Below are 17,088 nucleotides of genomic sequence, written 5' to 3'. Positions count from 1 at the left end.
CCAGTACTCGTACTCATCCTCGTACGTCTGTCCGACGTCCGGCGATGATCGCAGGTCAGCGGATGGGGCGGTGCACGTTTTTCTGTGTCGAGGGTCCGGGCGTCGCGTCCGCGATCCAGGGGCCCTCGCCGGACGGGTCGAGGACGCCCTCCTCCAGCCAGGCGTAGGTGCCGGACAGGACGCCGGCGACCACCTTGCGGTCGAGGTCGTCGGTGTTGGACCAGAGGCGGCCGAAGAGCTCCTCGACGCGGAGCCGGGACTGTTCACAGAAGGCGTCGGCCAGCTGGTACGCCTCGCGGCCGTGGGCGCCGGTGGCGCGCAGGTGCTCGGCGCGGACGCAGGCCGCGCTCATCGCGAAGAGCTCGGCGCCGATGTCGACGATCCGGCCGAGGAAGCCCTGCTTGGTCTCCATCCGGCCCTGCCAGCGGGACATGGCGTAGAAGGTCGAGCGGGCGAGTTTGCGGGCGCTGCGCTCCACGTAGCGCAGGTGGGTGGAGAGGTCGGGGTGGCCGCCCGGGTGGAAGGCGCGGTAGGTGCCGGGCACCTGACCGGGACCGGTGGCGAGCTTGGGCAGCCAGCGCGCGTAGAACCCGGCGGCGCGGGCCGTGGCCTTCGCCTTGTCGCCGAGTGCCTTGTCCGGGTCGATGAGGTCGCCCGCGACCGACAGGTGGGCGTCGACGGCCTCGCGGGCGATCAGCAGGTGCATGATCTCCGTCGATCCCTCGAAGATCCGGTTGATGCGCAGGTCGCGGAGCATCTGCTCGGCGGGGACGGCGCGCTCGCCGCGGGCGGCCAGGGAATCGGCGGTCTCGAAGCCGCGTCCGCCGCGGATCTGGACGAGTTCGTCGGCCATCAGGCAGGCCATCTCGGAGCCGTAGAGCTTGGCGAGGGCTGCCTCGATGCGGATGTCGTTGCGGTCCTCGTCGGCCATCTGGGAGGCGAGGTCGACCACCGCTTCGAGGGCGAAGGTCGTGGCGGCGATGAAGGAGATCTTGGCGCCGACGGCCTCGTGCTGCGCGACGGGCCGGCCCCACTGCTCGCGTACGCCGGACCACTCGCGGGCGATCTTCAGGCACCACTTGCCGGCGCCGACGCACATGGCGGGCAGGGACAGCCGGCCGGTGTTGAGCGTGGTCAGGGCGATCTTGAGGCCGGCGCCCTCGGCGCCGATGCGCTGGCCGGCGGGCACCCGTACCCGGTGGAAGCGGGTGACGCCGTTCTCCAGGCCGCGCAGGCCCATGAAGGCGTTGCGGTGCTCGACGGTGATCCCCGGCGAGTCCGCCTCCACGACGAAGGCGGTGATCCCGCCCCGGTGGTTCTCGGACTTCGGGACGCGGGCCATCACGACGAGCAGGTCGGCCACCACCCCGTTGGTCGTCCACAGCTTCACGCCGTCGAGCACGTAGTCGTCCCCGTCGGGGACCGCCGTGGTGGCCAGGCGTGCCGGGTCGGAGCCCACGTCGGGCTCGGTGAGCAGGAAGGCGCTGATGGCGGTGGTGGCGCAGCGGGGCAGGTAGGCGTCCTTCTGCTCCTGCGTGCCGAACATCTTCAGCGGCTGGGGTACGCCGATCGACTGGTGGGCGGAGAGCAGGGCCCCGATGGCAGGGCTCACCGACCCGACGAGGGCCAGCGCCTTGTTGTAGTAGACCTGGGTGAGACCGAGACCGCCGTACTTGGGGTCGATCTTCATACCGAGGGCGCCAAGCTCCTTGAGCCCGCGCACGGTCTCGTCGGGGATCTTCGCCTCGCGCTCGATGCGGGCCCCGTCGATCGAGGTCTCGCAGAACTCCCGCAGCCGGGCCAGGAAGGCCTCGCCCCGCCGGACGTCCTCGTCGGCGGGGAGCGGGTGGGGGTGGATCAGGTCGAGCCGGAAGCGTCCCAGGAACAGTTCCTTCGCGAAACTGGGTTTGCGCCAGTCCTGTTCGCGGGCCGCTTCCGCGACCTGCCGTGCCTCGCGCTCGGTCACCTTGGGCTGTGTGCCGCTGGGTTGTGCGGGCTGTACGGGCTGTGTTGCGGACATGCGGGGACTCACCTCGCCGCCGGAGTCGGTTCACCGGATTACCAGCCGGTGCTACTTGTGAGTCGTACCCCGTCCGGCTCCGCCGGAAAAGCCGGGGCGGTCCAGTCGGGCGAACCCGGGGCGCCGGGGCGCCTCTTCCCCCGCCCAGCGGGGGAAAAAGGGGACGGCCGGAGCCCCCGCACAGTAGGCTCCGGCCGCCGGCTTTTGGGCCGTACGAGATCAGATGTCGAGGCCGGTCAGGACCAGGACTCGCTCGTACGTGTAGTCGTCCATCGCGTAGCGGACACCCTCGCGGCCGACACCGGACTGCTTGACGCCGCCGTACGGCATCTGGTCGGCGCGGTAGGACGGCGCGTCGCCGATGATGACACCGCCGACCTCGAGCTCCCGGTGGGCGCGGAACGCGGTCTGGACGTTGCGCGTGAAGACCCCGGTCTGCAGACCGAACTTCGAGTCGTTGACGGCGGCGAAGGCCTCGTCGGTGTTCTCGACCTTCTTCAGCGTCAGGACCGGTCCGAAGACCTCCTCGGTGGCGAGCTTGACGCCGTCCGGGACGTGGGCGAGGACGGTCGGCTCGTACGAGGCACCCGCGCGCTTGCCACCGGTGAGCAGCTTGGCTCCGCCGGCCACGGCCTCGTCGACCCAGGACTCGACGCGCTCGGCGGCGGCCTGGGAGACCAGGGGGCCGACGTCGGTGGCGTCGTCGTTCGGGTCGCCGGTGACCTGCGCCTGGACCTTCGCGACGACCTTCTCGACGAGGCGGTCGTAGACGGAGGCGTCGGCGATCACGCGCTGCACGGAGATGCAGGACTGGCCGGCCTGGTAGTTCGAGAAGGTCGCGATACGGGTCGCGGCCCAGTCGAGGTCGGCCTCGGAGGACCAGTCGTCCAGGACGACGGCCGCGGCGTTGCCGCCGAGCTCCAGGGTGCAGTGCTTGTGGGGCACCGACTGCTGGATGGCGTAGCCGACGGTGTCCGAACCGGTGAAGGAGATGACGGGCAGACGCTCGTCCTTGACCAGGGCGGGCATCTTGTCGTTGGCGACCGGCAGGACCGACCAGGAGCCGGCCGGGAGGTCGGTCTCGGCGAGCAGCTCACCCAGGATCAGCCCGGAGAGGGGCGTGGCCGGGGCGGGCTTGAGGATGATCGGCGCGCCGACGGCTATGGCCGGGGCCACCTTGTGGGCGCACAGGTTCAGCGGGAAGTTGAACGGCGCGATGCCGAGGACCGGACCCTTGACGAAGCGGCGGGTCAGCGCGAGACGGCCGACACCGCCGGCGTCGGTGTCGAGGCGCTGGGCCTCACCGCCGTTGAAGCGGCGGGCCTCTTCGGCGGCGAAGCGGAACACGGACACCGCACGGCCGACCTCGCCGCGGGCCCACTTGACGGGCTTGCCGTTCTCGGCGGAGATCAGCTGGGCGATCTCCTCGGTGCGCTCCGCGAGCCGCTTGGACACGTGGTCCAGGGCGGCGGCCCGTACGTGGGCGGGGGTCGCGGAGAACTCCGCCGTCACGGCGTACGCCGCGGCCACGGCCTCTTCGACCTGCTCGTCGGAGGGCACGCTGACGGTGCCTACCAGTCGGCCGTCCCACGGGGAGTGGACGTCGAAGCTGTCCTCGCCGGTGGCCTGGCGGCCGGCGAGCCAGAAGGCGTGGGTGGAAGTCATGCGAATCCCGGCCCTTCGAGAAGTGTGCGGTGGGTCCTGACCCCTCCACCGTAGAACTCCGTCGGCGATTCGGCGTTTGTCCCTGATGGAGCGGCGGGTCGTCGCGCTTCGCCGCTTTGTCACTGTCCGGCCGGCCGGATGGGAGTGCCGGAGTGCCGGCACCCTCTAGGACGGGGTCGAGGTCGCCTTCAGGGCGAGCCACAGCTCCATGCGGACGTCCGGGTCCTCCAGGGAGCGGCCGAGGATCTCCTCGACCCGCTTCATCCGGTAGCGCAGCGTGTGCCGGTGCACGCCCAGGTCGGCGGCGGCCGCGTCCCACTGCCCGTGGCGCGAGAGCCAGGCCTGGAGCGAGGCCACCAGGTCGCCGCGGCCGGTCGCGTCGTGCTCGCGCAGGGCGCGCAGGGTGCCGTCGGCGAAGGCCCGTACGGCGTCGTCGGCCAGCAACGGCAGGACCGAGCCCGCCGCCATGTCCTCGTGCTCCACCATCGGCCGGCCGCGCCGCCGGGCCACGGCCAGGGCCTGGTCGGCCTGCTTGAGGGCCGCCGCCACACCGCCCGGCCCGGCGGGAGCGGAGAGCCCGACCACCAGCTCGTCCGGCTCGGGCCCGGCCGCGTCCCGGCCGCGCCGTGCCTCCAGCGCCTCCGCGTGGTCCACGCAGGCCTGTACGGCCTGGCCCCCGTCGGAGGCCAGGACGACGAGCCGGCCCGCCTCCGGGACGACCAGCAGCGTCTCCCCGGTTCGGGCGGCCGCCGACTCCACCGTGTCGGAGAGCTGCGCCAGCCCCTCCGGCTGGGCGGTCCCGGCCAGCGCCGGCTCGGCCACGATCAGCCGGAACGGTGCCTCCAGCAGGGCCCCGTACAGGTCTCCGGCGACGGCCCGCGCGTGGTCCGCCTCGCCCGCCAGCAGCATCCGCAGCACCGCCGCGCCCAGCCGGGACTCGGCGTCGTGCAGCGAGCGGGAGCGCTCGGTGGTGAGGGTGAGCAGCGCGACCGCGGAGTGGACGGCGTACCGCTCGGCCGTGCCCAGCGGGGCGGCGGTGCCGACGGCGAGCGCACCGCGCGCCCGTCGGCCCGTGCCCAGGGACTGGAGTTCCACGCGGTCCTCGGAGCCGCCGACGACGGCGCTCGCGGGCGCCGGGCGCTCCCGCAGCCGCTCCACGTCGGGGGTCAGCCGCGCGGCGCGGCGGGCCGCCCAGTCGGGGGCGGCCGCGACGACCGCGCCCGAGGTGTCGTACAGCGCGGCCCAGCCGTGCACGTGCGCCGCCAGCTTCGCGAGCAGCTCGGCGGGCCCGTCGACGGAGAGCGCGGCGCGCGTCAGCTCCCGCTGGGCCTCGAATCCGGCGGTGACGGCCCGGTACTGGTCCGCCGCGAGGGCGGCGGAGACGGCCTTGCTGATCGCCAGGAAGGGGGTCCGCCGCGGTACCTCCAGCAGCGGCATGTCCTCGGTCCGCGCGGCCTCGACCAGCGCCTCGGGGATCTCCTCGTAGTTGACGCCGATCGCGAAGCCGATGCCGACGACCCCGGCCGCGGCGAGGCGGCGTACGTAGGCCCGCATCTCCTCCGGGTCCCCCGCGTCCAGCTTCATCGCGGTGATCAGGAGCAGTTCCCCGCCCTCCATGTAGGGGACGGGGTCGGCGAGCTCGCTGACGTGGGCCCAGCGCACCGGGGTGTCGAGGCGTCCCTCCCCCGCCCGGACGCTGAGCTTGAGCGCCGAGTGCTGGACGAGTGAGGCGAGGGTGAGCGGCATCGGTTACCAGTGGCCTTAGCGGGAGGGGGCGACGGAGCGGCGGGAGCGGACAGGGGCCGGGGCAGCGGGTGGGCCGGCGGTCGGCCGGGGGTGGACCGCCGAGGGAGTTTTCGCCGTGCCGTACGAACGACTCCCTCGATTCTGCCACCTCGTACTGGTCGGGATACGGGTCAGGACGTTCCGGCCAGGCGGACCAGCAGCGGAGCCGCACGTTCCCCGCGTACCGAGGTCAGCGACAGCACCGCGTGCCCCGGCGGCACGGCGTGCGCCAGGTCCGACGCCGACCACCGCTCCCGCTCCACCTGCCGCACCGTCACCGCGTCCGTGGTGACCGCCTTGCCGGTGACGAGCTTGCGGAAGGAGTGCATCAGGCGGGTCAGCGGCTGATCGGCGAAGACGGTGCGGTGGGTGACGTCCCGCGTCTCCACCCACTCGGTGCCCCAGGCCTCGGCGAACCGCTTGCCGTCCCAGGTGGTGACGCCGGAGAAGGCCATCCGGCAGCCGACCGCCCCGAGCAGCGGGGTCCGCAGCGCCTCCGGTACGTCGTCCATGGTGCGCAGCGTGAGCAGGACGCCCGCGTGCGCCGAGCGCAGCCGCTGGACGCCGCGTACGGTTCCGGCGGTCAGGGTGTGGGAGGCGTCGTCGAGGGCGAGGAAGGCGAAGAGGGAACGGTCGGTACGGGCGGCCGCCGCGGCGTTGAACTGCGTGAGCAGCAGCCGGGCCAGCATCCGGGAGGCGTCGGCGTGCCCGCGCTCGGGCAGGTCCACGCGGACCCGGATCGGGTGCTCCAGGGCGCGCAGCGAGAACGGCCGCCCCTGGCCGGTGGTGTCGAAGAACCCTGCGAAGGCCGGCCGGTCCAGCAGGGCCACCCGGTCGGCGAGGGCCGGTCCGGGGTCCGCGTGCGCCCCGTGCTGACGGGCCCGGGCGTCGAGCTCGCGCAGCATCGCGTGCTGCCCGGCGAGGTCGCGGCGCAGCGCGTCGAAGGCGGTGGGGACCTGGTCGAGCAGCTCGCGCAGCTCGGGCACGGCGGGGAAGCGGTCGTACGCCGCCCGGAACGGCCCGAGGAGCTGGGCGAGGGTGGTCGCGGCCCGGCGGACGTCGATGCCGGGAAGGTCCCCGACGAAGGCCTCGGCGAGCAGGGTGGCCGCCTCGTCGGGGTCGGTCGCGCCGCCGTAGAGGTCGAGGTCGTAGACGGAGGCGGGGTCACCGACCCGGACCACGACGTCGAAGGCGGCGTCCGGTCCGAGCTGGGTGCCGGCCGCGCCGACGGCGACGACGGCGGCCTGGCCGGCGAGCGCCTGGAGCGAGAGCGACTCGACGACGGGCCGAACCAGCCGCCGGGTCTTGCCGGTGCCGGAGGGGCCGACGGCGAGCAGGGAGGTACCGAGCACGTCGGGGTCGAGGGCGAGCGAGGTTCCGCGGCGGGAGTACGGGTTGCGCGCGCCGTCCTCGACGGTGCCGAGCAGCACCTGCCGGGCCAGCAGATCGTGCCGGGCTGCCCGCACGGGCAGGTCCCGCGCCCCGGACGGGTGCACGCAAGCCCCTGCGCCCTTGTCGCGGACGGCGTCGGCGAAGGCCCGCATGCGCGAGGGGTCGACGCGCACGGAGTCCCACGCACGCCGGATCCGGGCGTAGTCGACGTCGTTCATCCGCCCGCCCCCGGCCTCGGCCTCCAACCGCTCGGCCACCTCCCCCAGCCCGGCGGCCCACAACTGCGGCCACCGCACGGGGTCCTCGGGGCCGCCCGCGCCCAGGTGGGCGGAGTCGGCGGGGCGCGCGGGCTGCACCGCTCGCAGGGGGCGGCTGCGGAGCAGGCGCCGGCCCAGTTCGGGCCAGCGGCCCAGACGCCCGAAGCCGATCACCAGGACGGCGGCGACGATGGCGTACCAGGCGTAGGAGGCCACCACGGAAGGCAGCGTCCCGGCCCAGGAGTCCGGCGTGAACATATAGAGGGGCCAGAGCCAGAATCCGCCGAGGTAGCCGTTCCACAGCAGGGACCAGAGCAGCAGTCCCGCGAGCAGGGAGATCAGGGCCCCGCTGATCAGCTGGCGGGTGGGGGTCTCCTCGGGCTCCTCGGCGGCCCGCGGCACGTGCCCGTACGTCCATACGCCCGGTCCGTCCGAGGCGCGCGGGAAGCGCAGCCAGTCGCCCAGCGTCGGGCCGGCCGTGGGCGCGTGCGAGGGCTTCGGGGGGAGGCCCGGTGGCGGCGGGGAGGCCGGTCTCGGGACGTGCCCCACCCGGGGCGGGCGCGTCTCGTGCGTGCCGTCGGTGTCCATGAAACCCCTGCCCCCTGCCCGTGCCTGCGCTGCGTCGCTCAATGTAGTTGCCCGGCGTCGGCCGTGGGCCCGTACCCGCGCTCCGATTCGCCGTGCCGCCCGCGGGAGGCCCGTCCGCGTCCTTCCTATGGCCGTCACGGACAAGGACACGCGGAGATCACTACCGAACGGAGCATGCAGGACCCCCTCTCCCGGGCCTAGCCTGCGAACAAAGAGACAAGTGCGTCCGAAAACACCCCCCAGGAGCCCTCTATGACCGCTGTTCCGCAGGAGCGCAAGATCGTCACCGCGATCCCCGGCCCCAAGTCGCAGGAGCTGCAGGCCCGCCGCCTGCAGACCGTGGCCGGTGGCGTGGGCTCCGTGCTGCCCGTCTTCACGGCCCGCGCGGGTGGCGGCATCATCGAGGACGTCGACGGCAACCGCCTGATCGACTTCGGCTCCGGCATCGCCGTGACCTCGGTCGGCGCCTCCGCCGAGGCCGTCGTGCGCCGCGCCTCCGCGCAGCTCGCCGACTTCACCCACACCTGTTTCATGGTCACCCCGTACGAGGGCTACGTAGAGGTCTGCGAGGCGCTCGCCGAGCTGACCCCGGGCACCCACGCCAAGAAGTCGGCCCTGTTCAACTCCGGCGCCGAGGCCGTCGAGAACGCCGTCAAGATCGCCCGTTCGTACACCAAGCGCCAGGCGGTCGTCGTCTTCGACCACGGCTACCACGGCCGTACGAACCTCACCATGGCGCTGACCGCGAAGAACATGCCGTACAAGCAGGGCTTCGGTCCGTTCGCCCCCGAGGTCTACCGCGTCCCGGTCGCCTACGGCTACCGCTGGCCCACCGGTGCCGAGAACTGCGGCCCCGAGGCCGCCGCCCAGGCGATCGACGCGATCACCAAGCAGATCGGCGCCGAGAACGTCGCCGCGATCATCATCGAGCCGGTCCTCGGCGAGGGCGGCTTCATCGAGCCGGCCAAGGGCTTCCTGCCCGAGATCGTGAAGTTCGCCAACGACAACGGCATCGTCTTCGTCGCCGACGAGATCCAGTCCGGCTTCTGCCGCACCGGCCAGTGGTTCGCGTGCGAGGACGAGGGCATCGTCCCCGACCTGATCACCACCGCCAAGGGCATCGCGGGCGGCCTGCCGCTCGCCGCCGTGACCGGCCGCGCCGAGATCATGGACGCCGCGCACGCGGGTGGCCTGGGTGGCACCTACGGCGGTAACCCGGTGGCCTGCGCCGGTGCGCTCGGCTCCATCGAGACCATGAAGGAGCTCGACCTCAACGCCGCGGCGAAGAAGATCGAGTCCGTCATGAAGGCCCGCCTGACGGCCATGCAGGAGAAGTACGACATCATCGGCGACATCCGCGGCCGCGGCGCCATGATCGCGATCGAGCTGGTCAAGGACCCGGTGTCCAAGACCCCGTTCCCGGAGGCGGCCGGCGCGCTCGCCAAGGCCTGCCACGCCGAGGGCCTGCTCGTCCTCACCTGCGGCACCTACGGCAACGTGCTCCGCTTCCTCCCGCCGATCGTCATCGGCGAGGACCTGCTGAACGAGGGCCTGGACCTCATCGAGGCCGCGTTCGCGGCCATCGGCACGGCCATCTGATCGAAGGTCTAGAACGTGCGCACGCCGCGACCGGCCTCTACCGGCGGTAACGGGCGGACGCTGTGAAGAAGCTGTGGGGGGCCGATGGCGGGAGCGCGATCCTGCTGTCGGTCCCCCTTCCACTGCCGTACGGTTTCTGCAGATGAGTGAGACACCCCGCTCACGGGAAACCGGGGGCGACACCAGTACTGGGCTTCCCCAGCACCGTACTGGGCATGCGTTCGCGCACACTCCTCACCGATCGGACAGCCGTTCGCCCCAAACCCCCCGGGGCGCCCGGCAACCCGATCCGGGCGGCCGTCCCGGAACCATCCCCCCTGTTCCGGGACGGCCGGCCACTCCTCTCCTGATCGCCGCGGTCTGCGGCCTCCTCTTCTCCCTGGTCACCTGGCAGGTGCTGGTCGCCGGCCCACTGCTGACCCCGGACCACGCGCTGAGCCGCGCCCTGGTGCGCACGCTCCCGGACTCCGTCACCGAACGCCTCTCGGACCTCGGGAACATCCCCGTCGCCGTCCCCGTCCTCGCGCTGGCCGTGGCCTACGCCGCCCGGCGCGGGCGCGTGCTCGCCGCCGGGGCCGCGGGCCTGGCGATGGCCCTGGTGCCGGCCCTGGTCATCCCCTTCAAGGAGTGGACCGCCCGGCCCGGCCCCCTGGAACCCTGGGCCGCCGGCTACTTCCCCTCGGGCCACACGGCCACCGCGGCCGTCGCCTACCTCGGCGCGGCCCTGCTCGTGCGCCCGTACACCCGCCGGGCATGGCCGACGGCCGTCGCCCTGGTCCTCACGGGGGCGACGGCCGTCGGGCTGGTCCTGCGGGGCTGGCACTGGCCGCTCGACGTGCTGGCCAGCCTGCTGCTGTGCACTCCCCTGCTGCTCGGGGTGGCGTGGGCGGACCGGGTCGGCCGGTCCGGTCGGCTCAGCCGCCGAAGTAGGCGTCGAAGTTCCGGCTGAACTCCCAGCCGCCGAAGCGGTCCCAGTTGATCGACCAGGTCATCAGGCCGCGCAGGCCCGGCCAGGTGCCGTGGGTCTGGTACGTCCCGCAGTCGGTCTTCTTCGTCAGGCAGTTCAGGGCCTTGGTCACCTCCGCGGGCGAGGTGTGGCCGTTGCCCGCGTTGGTCGTGGCCGGCAGGCCGATGGCGACCTGGTCCGGGCGCAGGGCCGGGAAGACCCGGGCGGTGTTTCCGGCGACCGGGAAGCCGGTGAGCAGCATGTCGGTCATGGCGATGTGGAAGTCCGCGCCCCCCATGGAGTGGTACTGGTTGTCGAGGCCCATGATCGGGCCCGAGTTGTAGTCCTGGACGTGCAGCAGTGTGAGGTCGTCGCGCAGGGCGTGGATGACCGGGAGGTACGCGCCGGCGCGCGGGTCCTGGCCGCCCCAGGGGCCGGAACCGTAGAACTGGTGGCCGAGCTGCACGAAGAAGGTCTCGGGGGCCATGGTCAGGACGAAGTCCGGGCCGTACCTGGCCTTCAGGGTCTTCACGGCGGAGATCAGGTTGACGACGACCGGGGTGGTGGGGGCCCGGAAGTCGGTGTCACCGGTGGCCAGGGACAGGGAGTGGCCCTCGAAGTCGATGTCCAGGCCGTTGAGGCCGTACTCGTCGATGATCTTGCTGACGGAGGAGACGAAGGCGTCGCGGGCGGCCGTGCTCGCGAGCTGGACCTGGCCGTTCTGGCCGCCGATCGAGATCAGCACCTTCTTGCCGGCCGCCTGCTTGGCCTTGATGGCCGCCTTGAACTCCGCGGGGGATTCGACGCCGGGGCATTCCGCGACCGGGCAGAGCCGGAAGCGGATGTCTCCCGAGGTCACCGACGTCGGTTCGCCGAAGGCGAGGTTGATGACGTCCCAGGAGGCGGGCACGTCGGCCATCCGGACGTATCCGGAGCCGTTGGCGAAGCTCGCGTGCAGGTAGCCGACCAACGCGTGCGCGGGAAGGCCGCCGCCACCGCCTCCCCCGCCGCCGGGCGTGGTCGCGGAGACGGGCGCGCTCTGCGGGGACTCGCCCGCCGCGTTCACGGCGCTGACCCGGAAGGTGTACGTGGTGGACGCGGCGAGGCCGGTCACGGCCGCCGTGGCGGAGGTGACGCTCAGGGGCGCCGCGCCGTCCCGGCGGACGGTGTACGAGGTGGCTCCGGGCACCGCCGACCAGGACAGCGCGACCGAGCTCGACGAGGTGGCGGACGCCGTCAGGCCGGTGGGGGCGGCCGGGGGCTGGGGCTGGCCGGGGCCGCCGGGGTCGGGGCCGACCAGGGTGAGGTCGTCGGTGAAGTGGGCGGGCTGGCCGTACCAGCCGTGCGTGTAGACCGTGACGGAGGTCGTCGAGGGGCCGGTACGGAAGCTCGTCGTGAGCTGTTTCCACGCGCCCGGGGTCTGCGTCCAGGTCGACACGTCCGTGGTGCCGGTGCCGCTCGCGCCGAGGTAGACGTACGCGCCCTGCACCCAGGCGCCGAGCGTGTACGTCGAGTCGGGCTTCACGGTGACGGTCTGGGAGCAGCGGGCGTTGTCCTGTCCGGCCGGAGTGGCCTTCAGGGCGGAACTCCCGCTGTGGACGGGGGTGGTGACGGCGGCCGCACCGGCGCCGGGGCAGCTCCAGCCGTCGAGGCCGGCCTCGAAGCCGCCGTTGCGCACCAGGTCGGCGTCGGCCGCCGCGGCCGGCGGGCCGGCGGCGAGGAATCCGGCCACCGCGAGGGCAGTGGCCGTGAGGAAGGGTAGGACTCTGCGCACAACTGCCTCCGGTGCATGGGGGGGATGGAGGGGGTCAGCGGCGCCCAAGATGGTCCAGACCAATGCCCTTGTCAAGACCTCCGTCCCTCCTTCGCCAGCGCACGCGCGGCCGCCTCGTGCATCGCGAGCTCCAGCACGGCCGGGTCGGTGAGGGTCCCCTCCCCGTCCGGCAGCACCAGCCAGCGCACCCCGCCGGTCGCCCGGCCGGGGTACGGGGCCACGATCCATGCCCCGCGCCCGGCGCCCCGTACGCCCGTGCCGAGCCACCGGGACGCCGTGCCTGCGGGCACGAAGAAGCCCAGCCGCGAGTCGCCGAAATCGGCGAGCACCGGGCCGGGCCGGTCGAGGAGCAGGCGGAGCACGTCGAGGGTGGGCCGCCCCAGCTCCCCGGGCAGGATCAGCACGTCCCAGCGCCGGCCGGCGGGCAGGAGGGCGACCCCGAGGGGGTTGCGCTCCCACTGCCACCGGCAGGCGTCCGGATCCGGCGCCGCCGACACCAGCCACTCCACTGCCGTCTTGTCCCCCGGGATCGCCATCGCCCGGCCTCCGTTCCCTGTAGGTGAAGGGTTCTCACCTGGAGAGAGCGGGGCCGGGCGCGGCTATGACGCGGGTTTCGTTACTCCATGGTAGTGAATCGGGTCACACGGTGACGGGCTCCCGGCGCCGGGGCATACGGCGGGCGGGCGGGCCGGCCGCCGCTAGCTGTCGAAGCCGAGGCCGAGCTTGTCCATCGCCTTCAGCCACAGGTTCCGGTGACCTCCGCGGGCGTCCGCGCGGGCCAGCGACCATTTGGTGAGCGCGATCCCGGTCCAGGCGAAGGGCTCCGGCGGGAACGGCATCGGCTTGGACTTCACCATGTCCAGCCGGGTGCGCTCGGTGGAGAGCCCGTCCAGCAGGTCCAGCATCACGTCCGCGCCGAACCGGGTGGCGCCCACCCCGAGGCCGGTGTAACCGGCCGCGTAGGCCACCTTCCCCGCGTGCGCGGTGCCGAAGAAGGCGGAGAAGCGGGAGCAGGTGTCGATCGCGCCGCCCCAGGCGTGGCTGAACTTCAGCCCCTCCAGCTGCGGGAAGGCGGTGAAGAAGTGCTCCGCGAGCTTGAGGTAGGTCTCGGGGCGGTGGTCGTACTCGGAGTCGAGCTTCCCGCGGTAGGGGTAGATCGCGTCGTAGCCGCCCCACAGGATCCGGTGGTCGCGGGTGATCCGGAAGTAGTGGAACTGGTTGGCGCTGTCGCCGAGGCCCTGCCGGTTCTTCCAGCCGATCGCGGCCAGCTGGGCCTCGTCGAGCGGCTCGCTCATCAGCGCGTAGTCGTAGACCGGGACGGTGAACGGGCGGACCCGCCGGACCAGCGAGGGGAAGATGTTGGTGCCGAGGGCGACCCGGCGCGCGAGGATCGTGCCGTAGGGGGTCGTCACGGTCATCCCGGCACCCGCCGAGGCCATCTTCAGGCCGCGGGTGTTCTCGTAGATCCGCACCCCGAGCTCCAGGCAGGCCCGCTTGAGGCCCCAGGCCAGCTTCGCCGGGTTGAGCATGGCGACGCCGTCGCGGTCCCACAGGCCCGCGAGGAAGGTCGGGGAGTCGACCTCGGCGCGCACCGCGTCGCCGTCCAGCCATTCGGAGCCGTCGGCGAGGCCGAGCCGCAGTGCCTCCTCGTGCAGTTCGCGCAGCTCCTCGACCTGGTGCGGTTCCGTGGCGACGTCGATCTCGCCGGTCCGCTCGAAGTCGCAGTCGATGCCGTACCGGGCGACGGCCTCCTCGATGGCGTCGAGGTTGCGGGCGCCCATCTCCTCCAGCTTCGCCAGCTCGCCGGGCCAGCGGGCCAGGCCGTTGCTGAGGCCGTGGGTGAGGGAGGCTGCGCAGAATCCGCCGTTCCGGCCGGAGGCGGCCCAGCCCGCCTCCTTGCTCTCGATCACTACGACGTCCCGCCCGGGGTCGCGCTCCTTGGCGAGCAGCGCGGTCCACAGTCCGCTGTATCCGGCGCCGACGACCAGCAGGTCGCAGCGCTCGTCGGAGGTGAGCGCCGGCTCGGGGGCCGGCTTGCCGGGGTCGTCCAGCCAGTACGAGACCGGCTTCGCTTCGGAAAGGGATTTCGCAACACTACGCATGGCGACTGGGGCCATGTCTTCCAACTCCCTACGGAACTGATGACGTGCTTTCCCGAATTACTTCGGTTGTGCCTTCTTGCGGCGGTTGCCGACCATCTGGCCGGCGAGGACCACCAGCACCGCGATGACGAACATCGCCGTACCGATGACGTTGATCTGCACGGGCGTACCGCGCTGGGCCGAGCCCCACACGAACATGGGGAAGGTGACGGTGTTGCCCGAGTTGAAGTTGGTGATGATGAAGTCGTCGAAGGAGAGCGCGAAGGAGAGCAGCGCGCCCGCTGCGATACCGGGGGCCGCGATCGGCAGGGTGACCCGTACGAAGGTCTGCACCGGCCCGGCGTACAGGTCGCGGGCGGCCTCCTCCAGCCGCGGGTCCATCGACAGGACACGTGCCTTGACGGCGGCGACGACGAAGCTGAGGCAGAACATGATGTGCGCGATCAGGATCGTCCAGAAGCCCAGCTGGATGCCCATGTTGAGGAAGAGCGCGAGCAGCGAGGCCGCCATCACGATCTCGGGCATGGCCATGGGCAGGAAGATCAGCGAGTTGACCGCCCCGCGGGCCCGGAACCGGTAGCGCACCAGCGCGAAGGCGATCGCGGTGCCCAGCGCGGTCGCGACGAGGGTGGACCAGAGCGCGATCTGGAGCGAGAGGGACAGCGAGCCGCACATGTCGGCGACGCCACAGGGGTCCTTCCACGCGTCGAGGGAGAACTCCTGCCAGGCGTAGTTGAACCGCCCGGTGGGGTTGTTGAAGGAGAAGACGGTGACGACGACGTTCGGCAGGATCATGTACGCGAGCGTGCCGAGGCCCGCGATGACGACCAGGTTGCGCCGCAGCCAGGTGAGGGGATTGCGCATCAGACCAGGTCCTCCGTCCCCGCTCGGCGGATGTAGATGGTCACCATGATCAGCACGATGGCCATGAGAATGAAGGACAGCGCGGCCGCCGTCGGGTAGTCGAGGATCCGCAGGTACTGCGACTGGATGACGTTGCCGATCATCCGGGTGTCCGTGGACCCGAGCAGCTCGGCGTTCACGTAGTCGCCGCTCGCCGGGATGAAGGTGAGCAGGGTCCCGGAGACCACGCCCGGCATGGAGAGCGGGAAGGTCACCTTGCGGAAGACCGTGGCGGGGCGGGCGTAGAGGTCCCCGGCCGCCTCGTGGAGGCGGGTGTCGATGCGCTCCAGCGAGGAGTACAGCGGCAGGATCATGAAGGGGAGGAAGTTGTACGTCAGGCCGCAGACCACCGCGAGCGGCGTGGCCAGGACCCGGTCCCCCTCGGTCATGCCGAGCCAGCTGGTGACGTCGAGGAAGCCGACGTTGTTGAGGACGTCGACCACCGGGCCGCCGTCGGCCAGGATCGTCTTCCAGGCCAGGGTGCGGATCAGGAAGCTGGTGAAGAACGGGGCGATGACCAGTACGAGGAGCAGGTTGCGCCAGCGGCCCGCCTTGAAGGCGATCAGGTAGGCCAGCGGGTACCCGAGCAGCAGGCACAGCGCGGTCGCGGTGCCCGCGTAGAGCAGGGAGCGCAGGAACTGCGGGTAGTACTCGGTGAAGGCGTCCCAGTAGGTCCCGAAGTGCCAGGTGACCTTGAAGCCCTCTTCGAGGGAGCCGGTCTGCACCGAGGTGGAGGCCTGGTAGACCATCGGCAGCACGAAGAAGACCAGCAGCCACAGGATGCCGGGGAGCAGCAGCCAGTACGGGATCAGCCGCTTGCGCAGGGACGCCTTGTGCACCGGGGGTTCGGTGGGGGCGGGCGCCTGGGGCGGCGCGGCGGTGGCGGTCACGCGCTCTCCTCGACCGTCTCGATGCCCGCGTCTATGTCCTGGGCCGCGTCGAGCCCGAAGGTGTGCTCCGGGTTCCAGTGCAGAACGACCTCGGCGCCCGGGACCAGGCGGCTGTCGCGCTCGATGTTCTGGACGTAGACCTCCAGCTCGGGGCAGACGGGGCTGTCGATGACGAACTGCGTGGAGACGCCGATGAAGGAGGAGGCGGCTATGCGGCCGGTGATCCTGTTCCGGCCCGTCGCGATGGCGTTCTCCTCCTCGGCCGGGACCAGGGACACCTTCTCCGGGCGCACACCGACCAGCAGCTTCCCGCCGGCGCGGGGTGTGGTCGAACATCGGGCGGCGGGCAGCCGGAGCTTCGCACCGGAGGCCGAGACGACCACCTCGGAGCCGGCGGACTCCACGGACGCCTCGATGAGGTTCGAGGTGCCGAGGAAGTTGGCGACGAAGGTGGTGCCCGGGTTCTCGTACAGCTCGGCGGGGGCGCCCAGCTGCTCGACGCGGCCGCCGTTCATCACGGCGACCGTGTCGGCCATGGTCATGGCCTCCTCCTGGTCGTGCGTGACGTGCACGAAGGTGATGCCGACCTCGGTCTGGATCCGCTTGAGCTCCAGCTGCATCTGGCGGCGGAGCTTGAGGTCGAGGGCACCGAGCGGCTCGTCGAGGAGCAGTACCTGCGGGTGGTTGATCAGGGCGCGGGCGACGGCGACGCGCTGCTGCTGGCCGCCGGAGAGCTGGTGCGGCTTGCGCTGGGCGAACTGGCCGAGCTGGACCAGCTCCAGCATGTCGTCGACCTGCTTCTTGACCGACTTGACGCCGCGGCGGCGCAGCCCGAAGGCGACGTTCTCGAAAATGCTCAGGTGCGGGAAGAGCGCGTAGCTCTGGAAGACCGTGTTGACCGGGCGCTTGTACGGCTGCAGGTCGGTGACTTCCCGGTCGCCGAGGTGAACCGTTCCGGTGGACGGCTCCTCCAGGCCGGCGATCATGCGCAGGGTGGTGGTCTTCCCGCAGCCGGATGCGCCGAGCAGGGCGAAGAAGGAGCCCTGGGGGATGGTGAGATCCAGCGGGTGCACGGCGGTGAAGGTGCCGTAGTGCTTGCTGATCCCGGAGAGGCGGACGTCGCCGCCCGCGGTCTTGTCAGTCATGGATGGTCCCGGGGTTGGGTGG

General features: G+C 72.0%; 12 protein-coding genes. 2 read left to right on the top strand and 10 right to left on the bottom strand.

Features of this window, described 5'->3' with window-relative positions; translation table 11 throughout:
* Nucleotides 1-55: 55 nt before the first annotated feature.
* The 4 genes from OG753_RS29910 to OG753_RS29895 all read right to left on the bottom strand — a co-directional run bounded on the left by OG753_RS29910 (nucleotide 56) and on the right by OG753_RS29895 (nucleotide 7,707).
* Complete coding sequence (locus OG753_RS29910) at nucleotides 56-2,020, bottom strand: acyl-CoA dehydrogenase family protein (protein ID WP_405790829.1); 1,965 nt, start codon at nucleotides 2,018-2,020, stop codon at nucleotides 56-58.
* 219 nt (nucleotides 2,021-2,239) lie between these two features.
* On the bottom strand, nucleotides 2,240-3,685 hold the full coding sequence (locus OG753_RS29905) for an aldehyde dehydrogenase family protein (RefSeq protein ID WP_327264709.1): 1,446 nt from the start codon (nucleotides 3,683-3,685) through the stop codon (nucleotides 2,240-2,242).
* A gap of 165 nt (nucleotides 3,686-3,850) precedes the next feature.
* Entirely contained in the window at nucleotides 3,851-5,431 is a 1,581-nt protein-coding gene (locus tag OG753_RS29900) for a PucR family transcriptional regulator (protein WP_327264708.1), read from the bottom strand.
* A gap of 170 nt (nucleotides 5,432-5,601) precedes the next feature.
* Nucleotides 5,602-7,707, bottom strand: coding sequence for an ATP-binding protein (locus tag OG753_RS29895; protein WP_405790827.1), 2,106 nt, complete (start codon nucleotides 7,705-7,707; stop codon nucleotides 5,602-5,604).
* 252 nt (nucleotides 7,708-7,959) lie between these two features.
* Here OG753_RS29895 and gabT point away from each other — a divergent pair, with 252 nt between their 5' ends.
* Nucleotides 7,960-9,306 (top strand): 4-aminobutyrate--2-oxoglutarate transaminase, encoded by a 1,347-nt coding sequence (gabT, locus tag OG753_RS29890; protein ID WP_327264706.1) that lies wholly within the window; start codon nucleotides 7,960-7,962, stop codon nucleotides 9,304-9,306.
* Nucleotides 9,307-9,448: 142 nt separating this feature from the next.
* Nucleotides 9,449-10,255: a phosphatase PAP2 family protein gene (locus OG753_RS29885; protein ID WP_405790825.1), complete on the top strand. Its 807-nt coding sequence runs from the start codon at nucleotides 9,449-9,451 to the stop codon at nucleotides 10,253-10,255.
* On the opposite strand, the gene OG753_RS29880 is transcribed toward OG753_RS29885, so the two are convergent.
* The 6 genes from OG753_RS29880 to OG753_RS29855 form a co-directional block, all read right to left on the bottom strand.
* Nucleotides 10,221-11,984, bottom strand: a complete 1,764-nt coding sequence (locus tag OG753_RS29880; RefSeq protein ID WP_405792857.1) for a chitinase — start codon at nucleotides 11,982-11,984, stop codon at nucleotides 10,221-10,223. The two genes, OG753_RS29885 and OG753_RS29880, sit on opposite strands and share 35 nt — an antisense overlap.
* 113 nt (nucleotides 11,985-12,097) lie before the next feature.
* Entirely contained in the window at nucleotides 12,098-12,562 is a 465-nt protein-coding gene (locus tag OG753_RS29875; RefSeq protein WP_405790823.1) for a hypothetical protein, read from the bottom strand.
* A gap of 162 nt (nucleotides 12,563-12,724) precedes the next feature.
* On the bottom strand, nucleotides 12,725-14,143 hold the full coding sequence (locus OG753_RS29870; RefSeq protein WP_327264703.1) for an FAD-dependent oxidoreductase: 1,419 nt from the start codon (nucleotides 14,141-14,143) through the stop codon (nucleotides 12,725-12,727).
* A 42-nt stretch (nucleotides 14,144-14,185) separates the two neighbouring features.
* On the bottom strand, nucleotides 14,186-14,992 hold the full coding sequence (locus tag OG753_RS29865) for an ABC transporter permease (protein ID WP_030718627.1): 807 nt from the start codon (nucleotides 14,990-14,992) through the stop codon (nucleotides 14,186-14,188).
* Nucleotides 14,992-15,921, bottom strand: coding sequence for an ABC transporter permease (locus tag OG753_RS29860; protein ID WP_405790820.1), 930 nt, complete (start codon nucleotides 15,919-15,921; stop codon nucleotides 14,992-14,994). Before OG753_RS29860 ends, OG753_RS29865 begins: the two co-directional genes overlap by 1 nt.
* Nucleotides 15,918-17,066, bottom strand: coding sequence for an ABC transporter ATP-binding protein (locus OG753_RS29855; RefSeq protein WP_327264700.1), 1,149 nt, complete (start codon nucleotides 17,064-17,066; stop codon nucleotides 15,918-15,920). Before OG753_RS29855 ends, OG753_RS29860 begins: the two co-directional genes overlap by 4 nt.
* Nucleotides 17,067-17,088: the final 22 nt, after the last annotated feature.

It is taken from the genome of Streptomyces sp. NBC_00029, assembly GCF_045160505.1.
Lineage (GTDB): Bacteria > Actinomycetota > Actinomycetes > Streptomycetales > Streptomycetaceae > Streptomyces.
The sequence above is the reverse complement of the archived record's forward strand: the minus strand, read 5'-3'. Positions and strand labels throughout refer to the sequence as shown.

What these genes read in the sequence shown, in the direction of transcription:
- OG753_RS29910 (WP_405790829.1), bottom strand. Translation starts at nt 2,020, where the DNA reads ATGTCCGCAACACAGCCCGTACAGCCCGCACAACCCAGCGGCACACAG.
- OG753_RS29905 (WP_327264709.1), bottom strand. Translation starts at nt 3,685, where the DNA reads ATGACTTCCACCCACGCCTTCTGGCTCGCCGGCCGCCAGGCCACCGGC.
- OG753_RS29900 (WP_327264708.1), bottom strand. Translation starts at nt 5,431, where the DNA reads ATGCCGCTCACCCTCGCCTCACTCGTCCAGCACTCGGCGCTCAAGCTC.
- OG753_RS29895 (WP_405790827.1), bottom strand. Translation starts at nt 7,707, where the DNA reads ATGGACACCGACGGCACGCACGAGACGCGCCCGCCCCGGGTGGGGCAC.
- gabT (WP_327264706.1), top strand. Translation starts at nt 7,960, where the DNA reads ATGACCGCTGTTCCGCAGGAGCGCAAGATCGTCACCGCGATCCCCGGC.
- OG753_RS29885 (WP_405790825.1), top strand. Translation starts at nt 9,449, where the DNA reads ATGAGTGAGACACCCCGCTCACGGGAAACCGGGGGCGACACCAGTACT.
- OG753_RS29875 (WP_405790823.1), bottom strand. Translation starts at nt 12,562, where the DNA reads ATGGCGATCCCGGGGGACAAGACGGCAGTGGAGTGGCTGGTGTCGGCG.
- OG753_RS29870 (WP_327264703.1), bottom strand. Translation starts at nt 14,143, where the DNA reads ATGGCCCCAGTCGCCATGCGTAGTGTTGCGAAATCCCTTTCCGAAGCG.
- OG753_RS29865 (WP_030718627.1), bottom strand. Translation starts at nt 14,992, where the DNA reads ATGCGCAATCCCCTCACCTGGCTGCGGCGCAACCTGGTCGTCATCGCG.
- OG753_RS29855 (WP_327264700.1), bottom strand. Translation starts at nt 17,066, where the DNA reads ATGACTGACAAGACCGCGGGCGGCGACGTCCGCCTCTCCGGGATCAGC.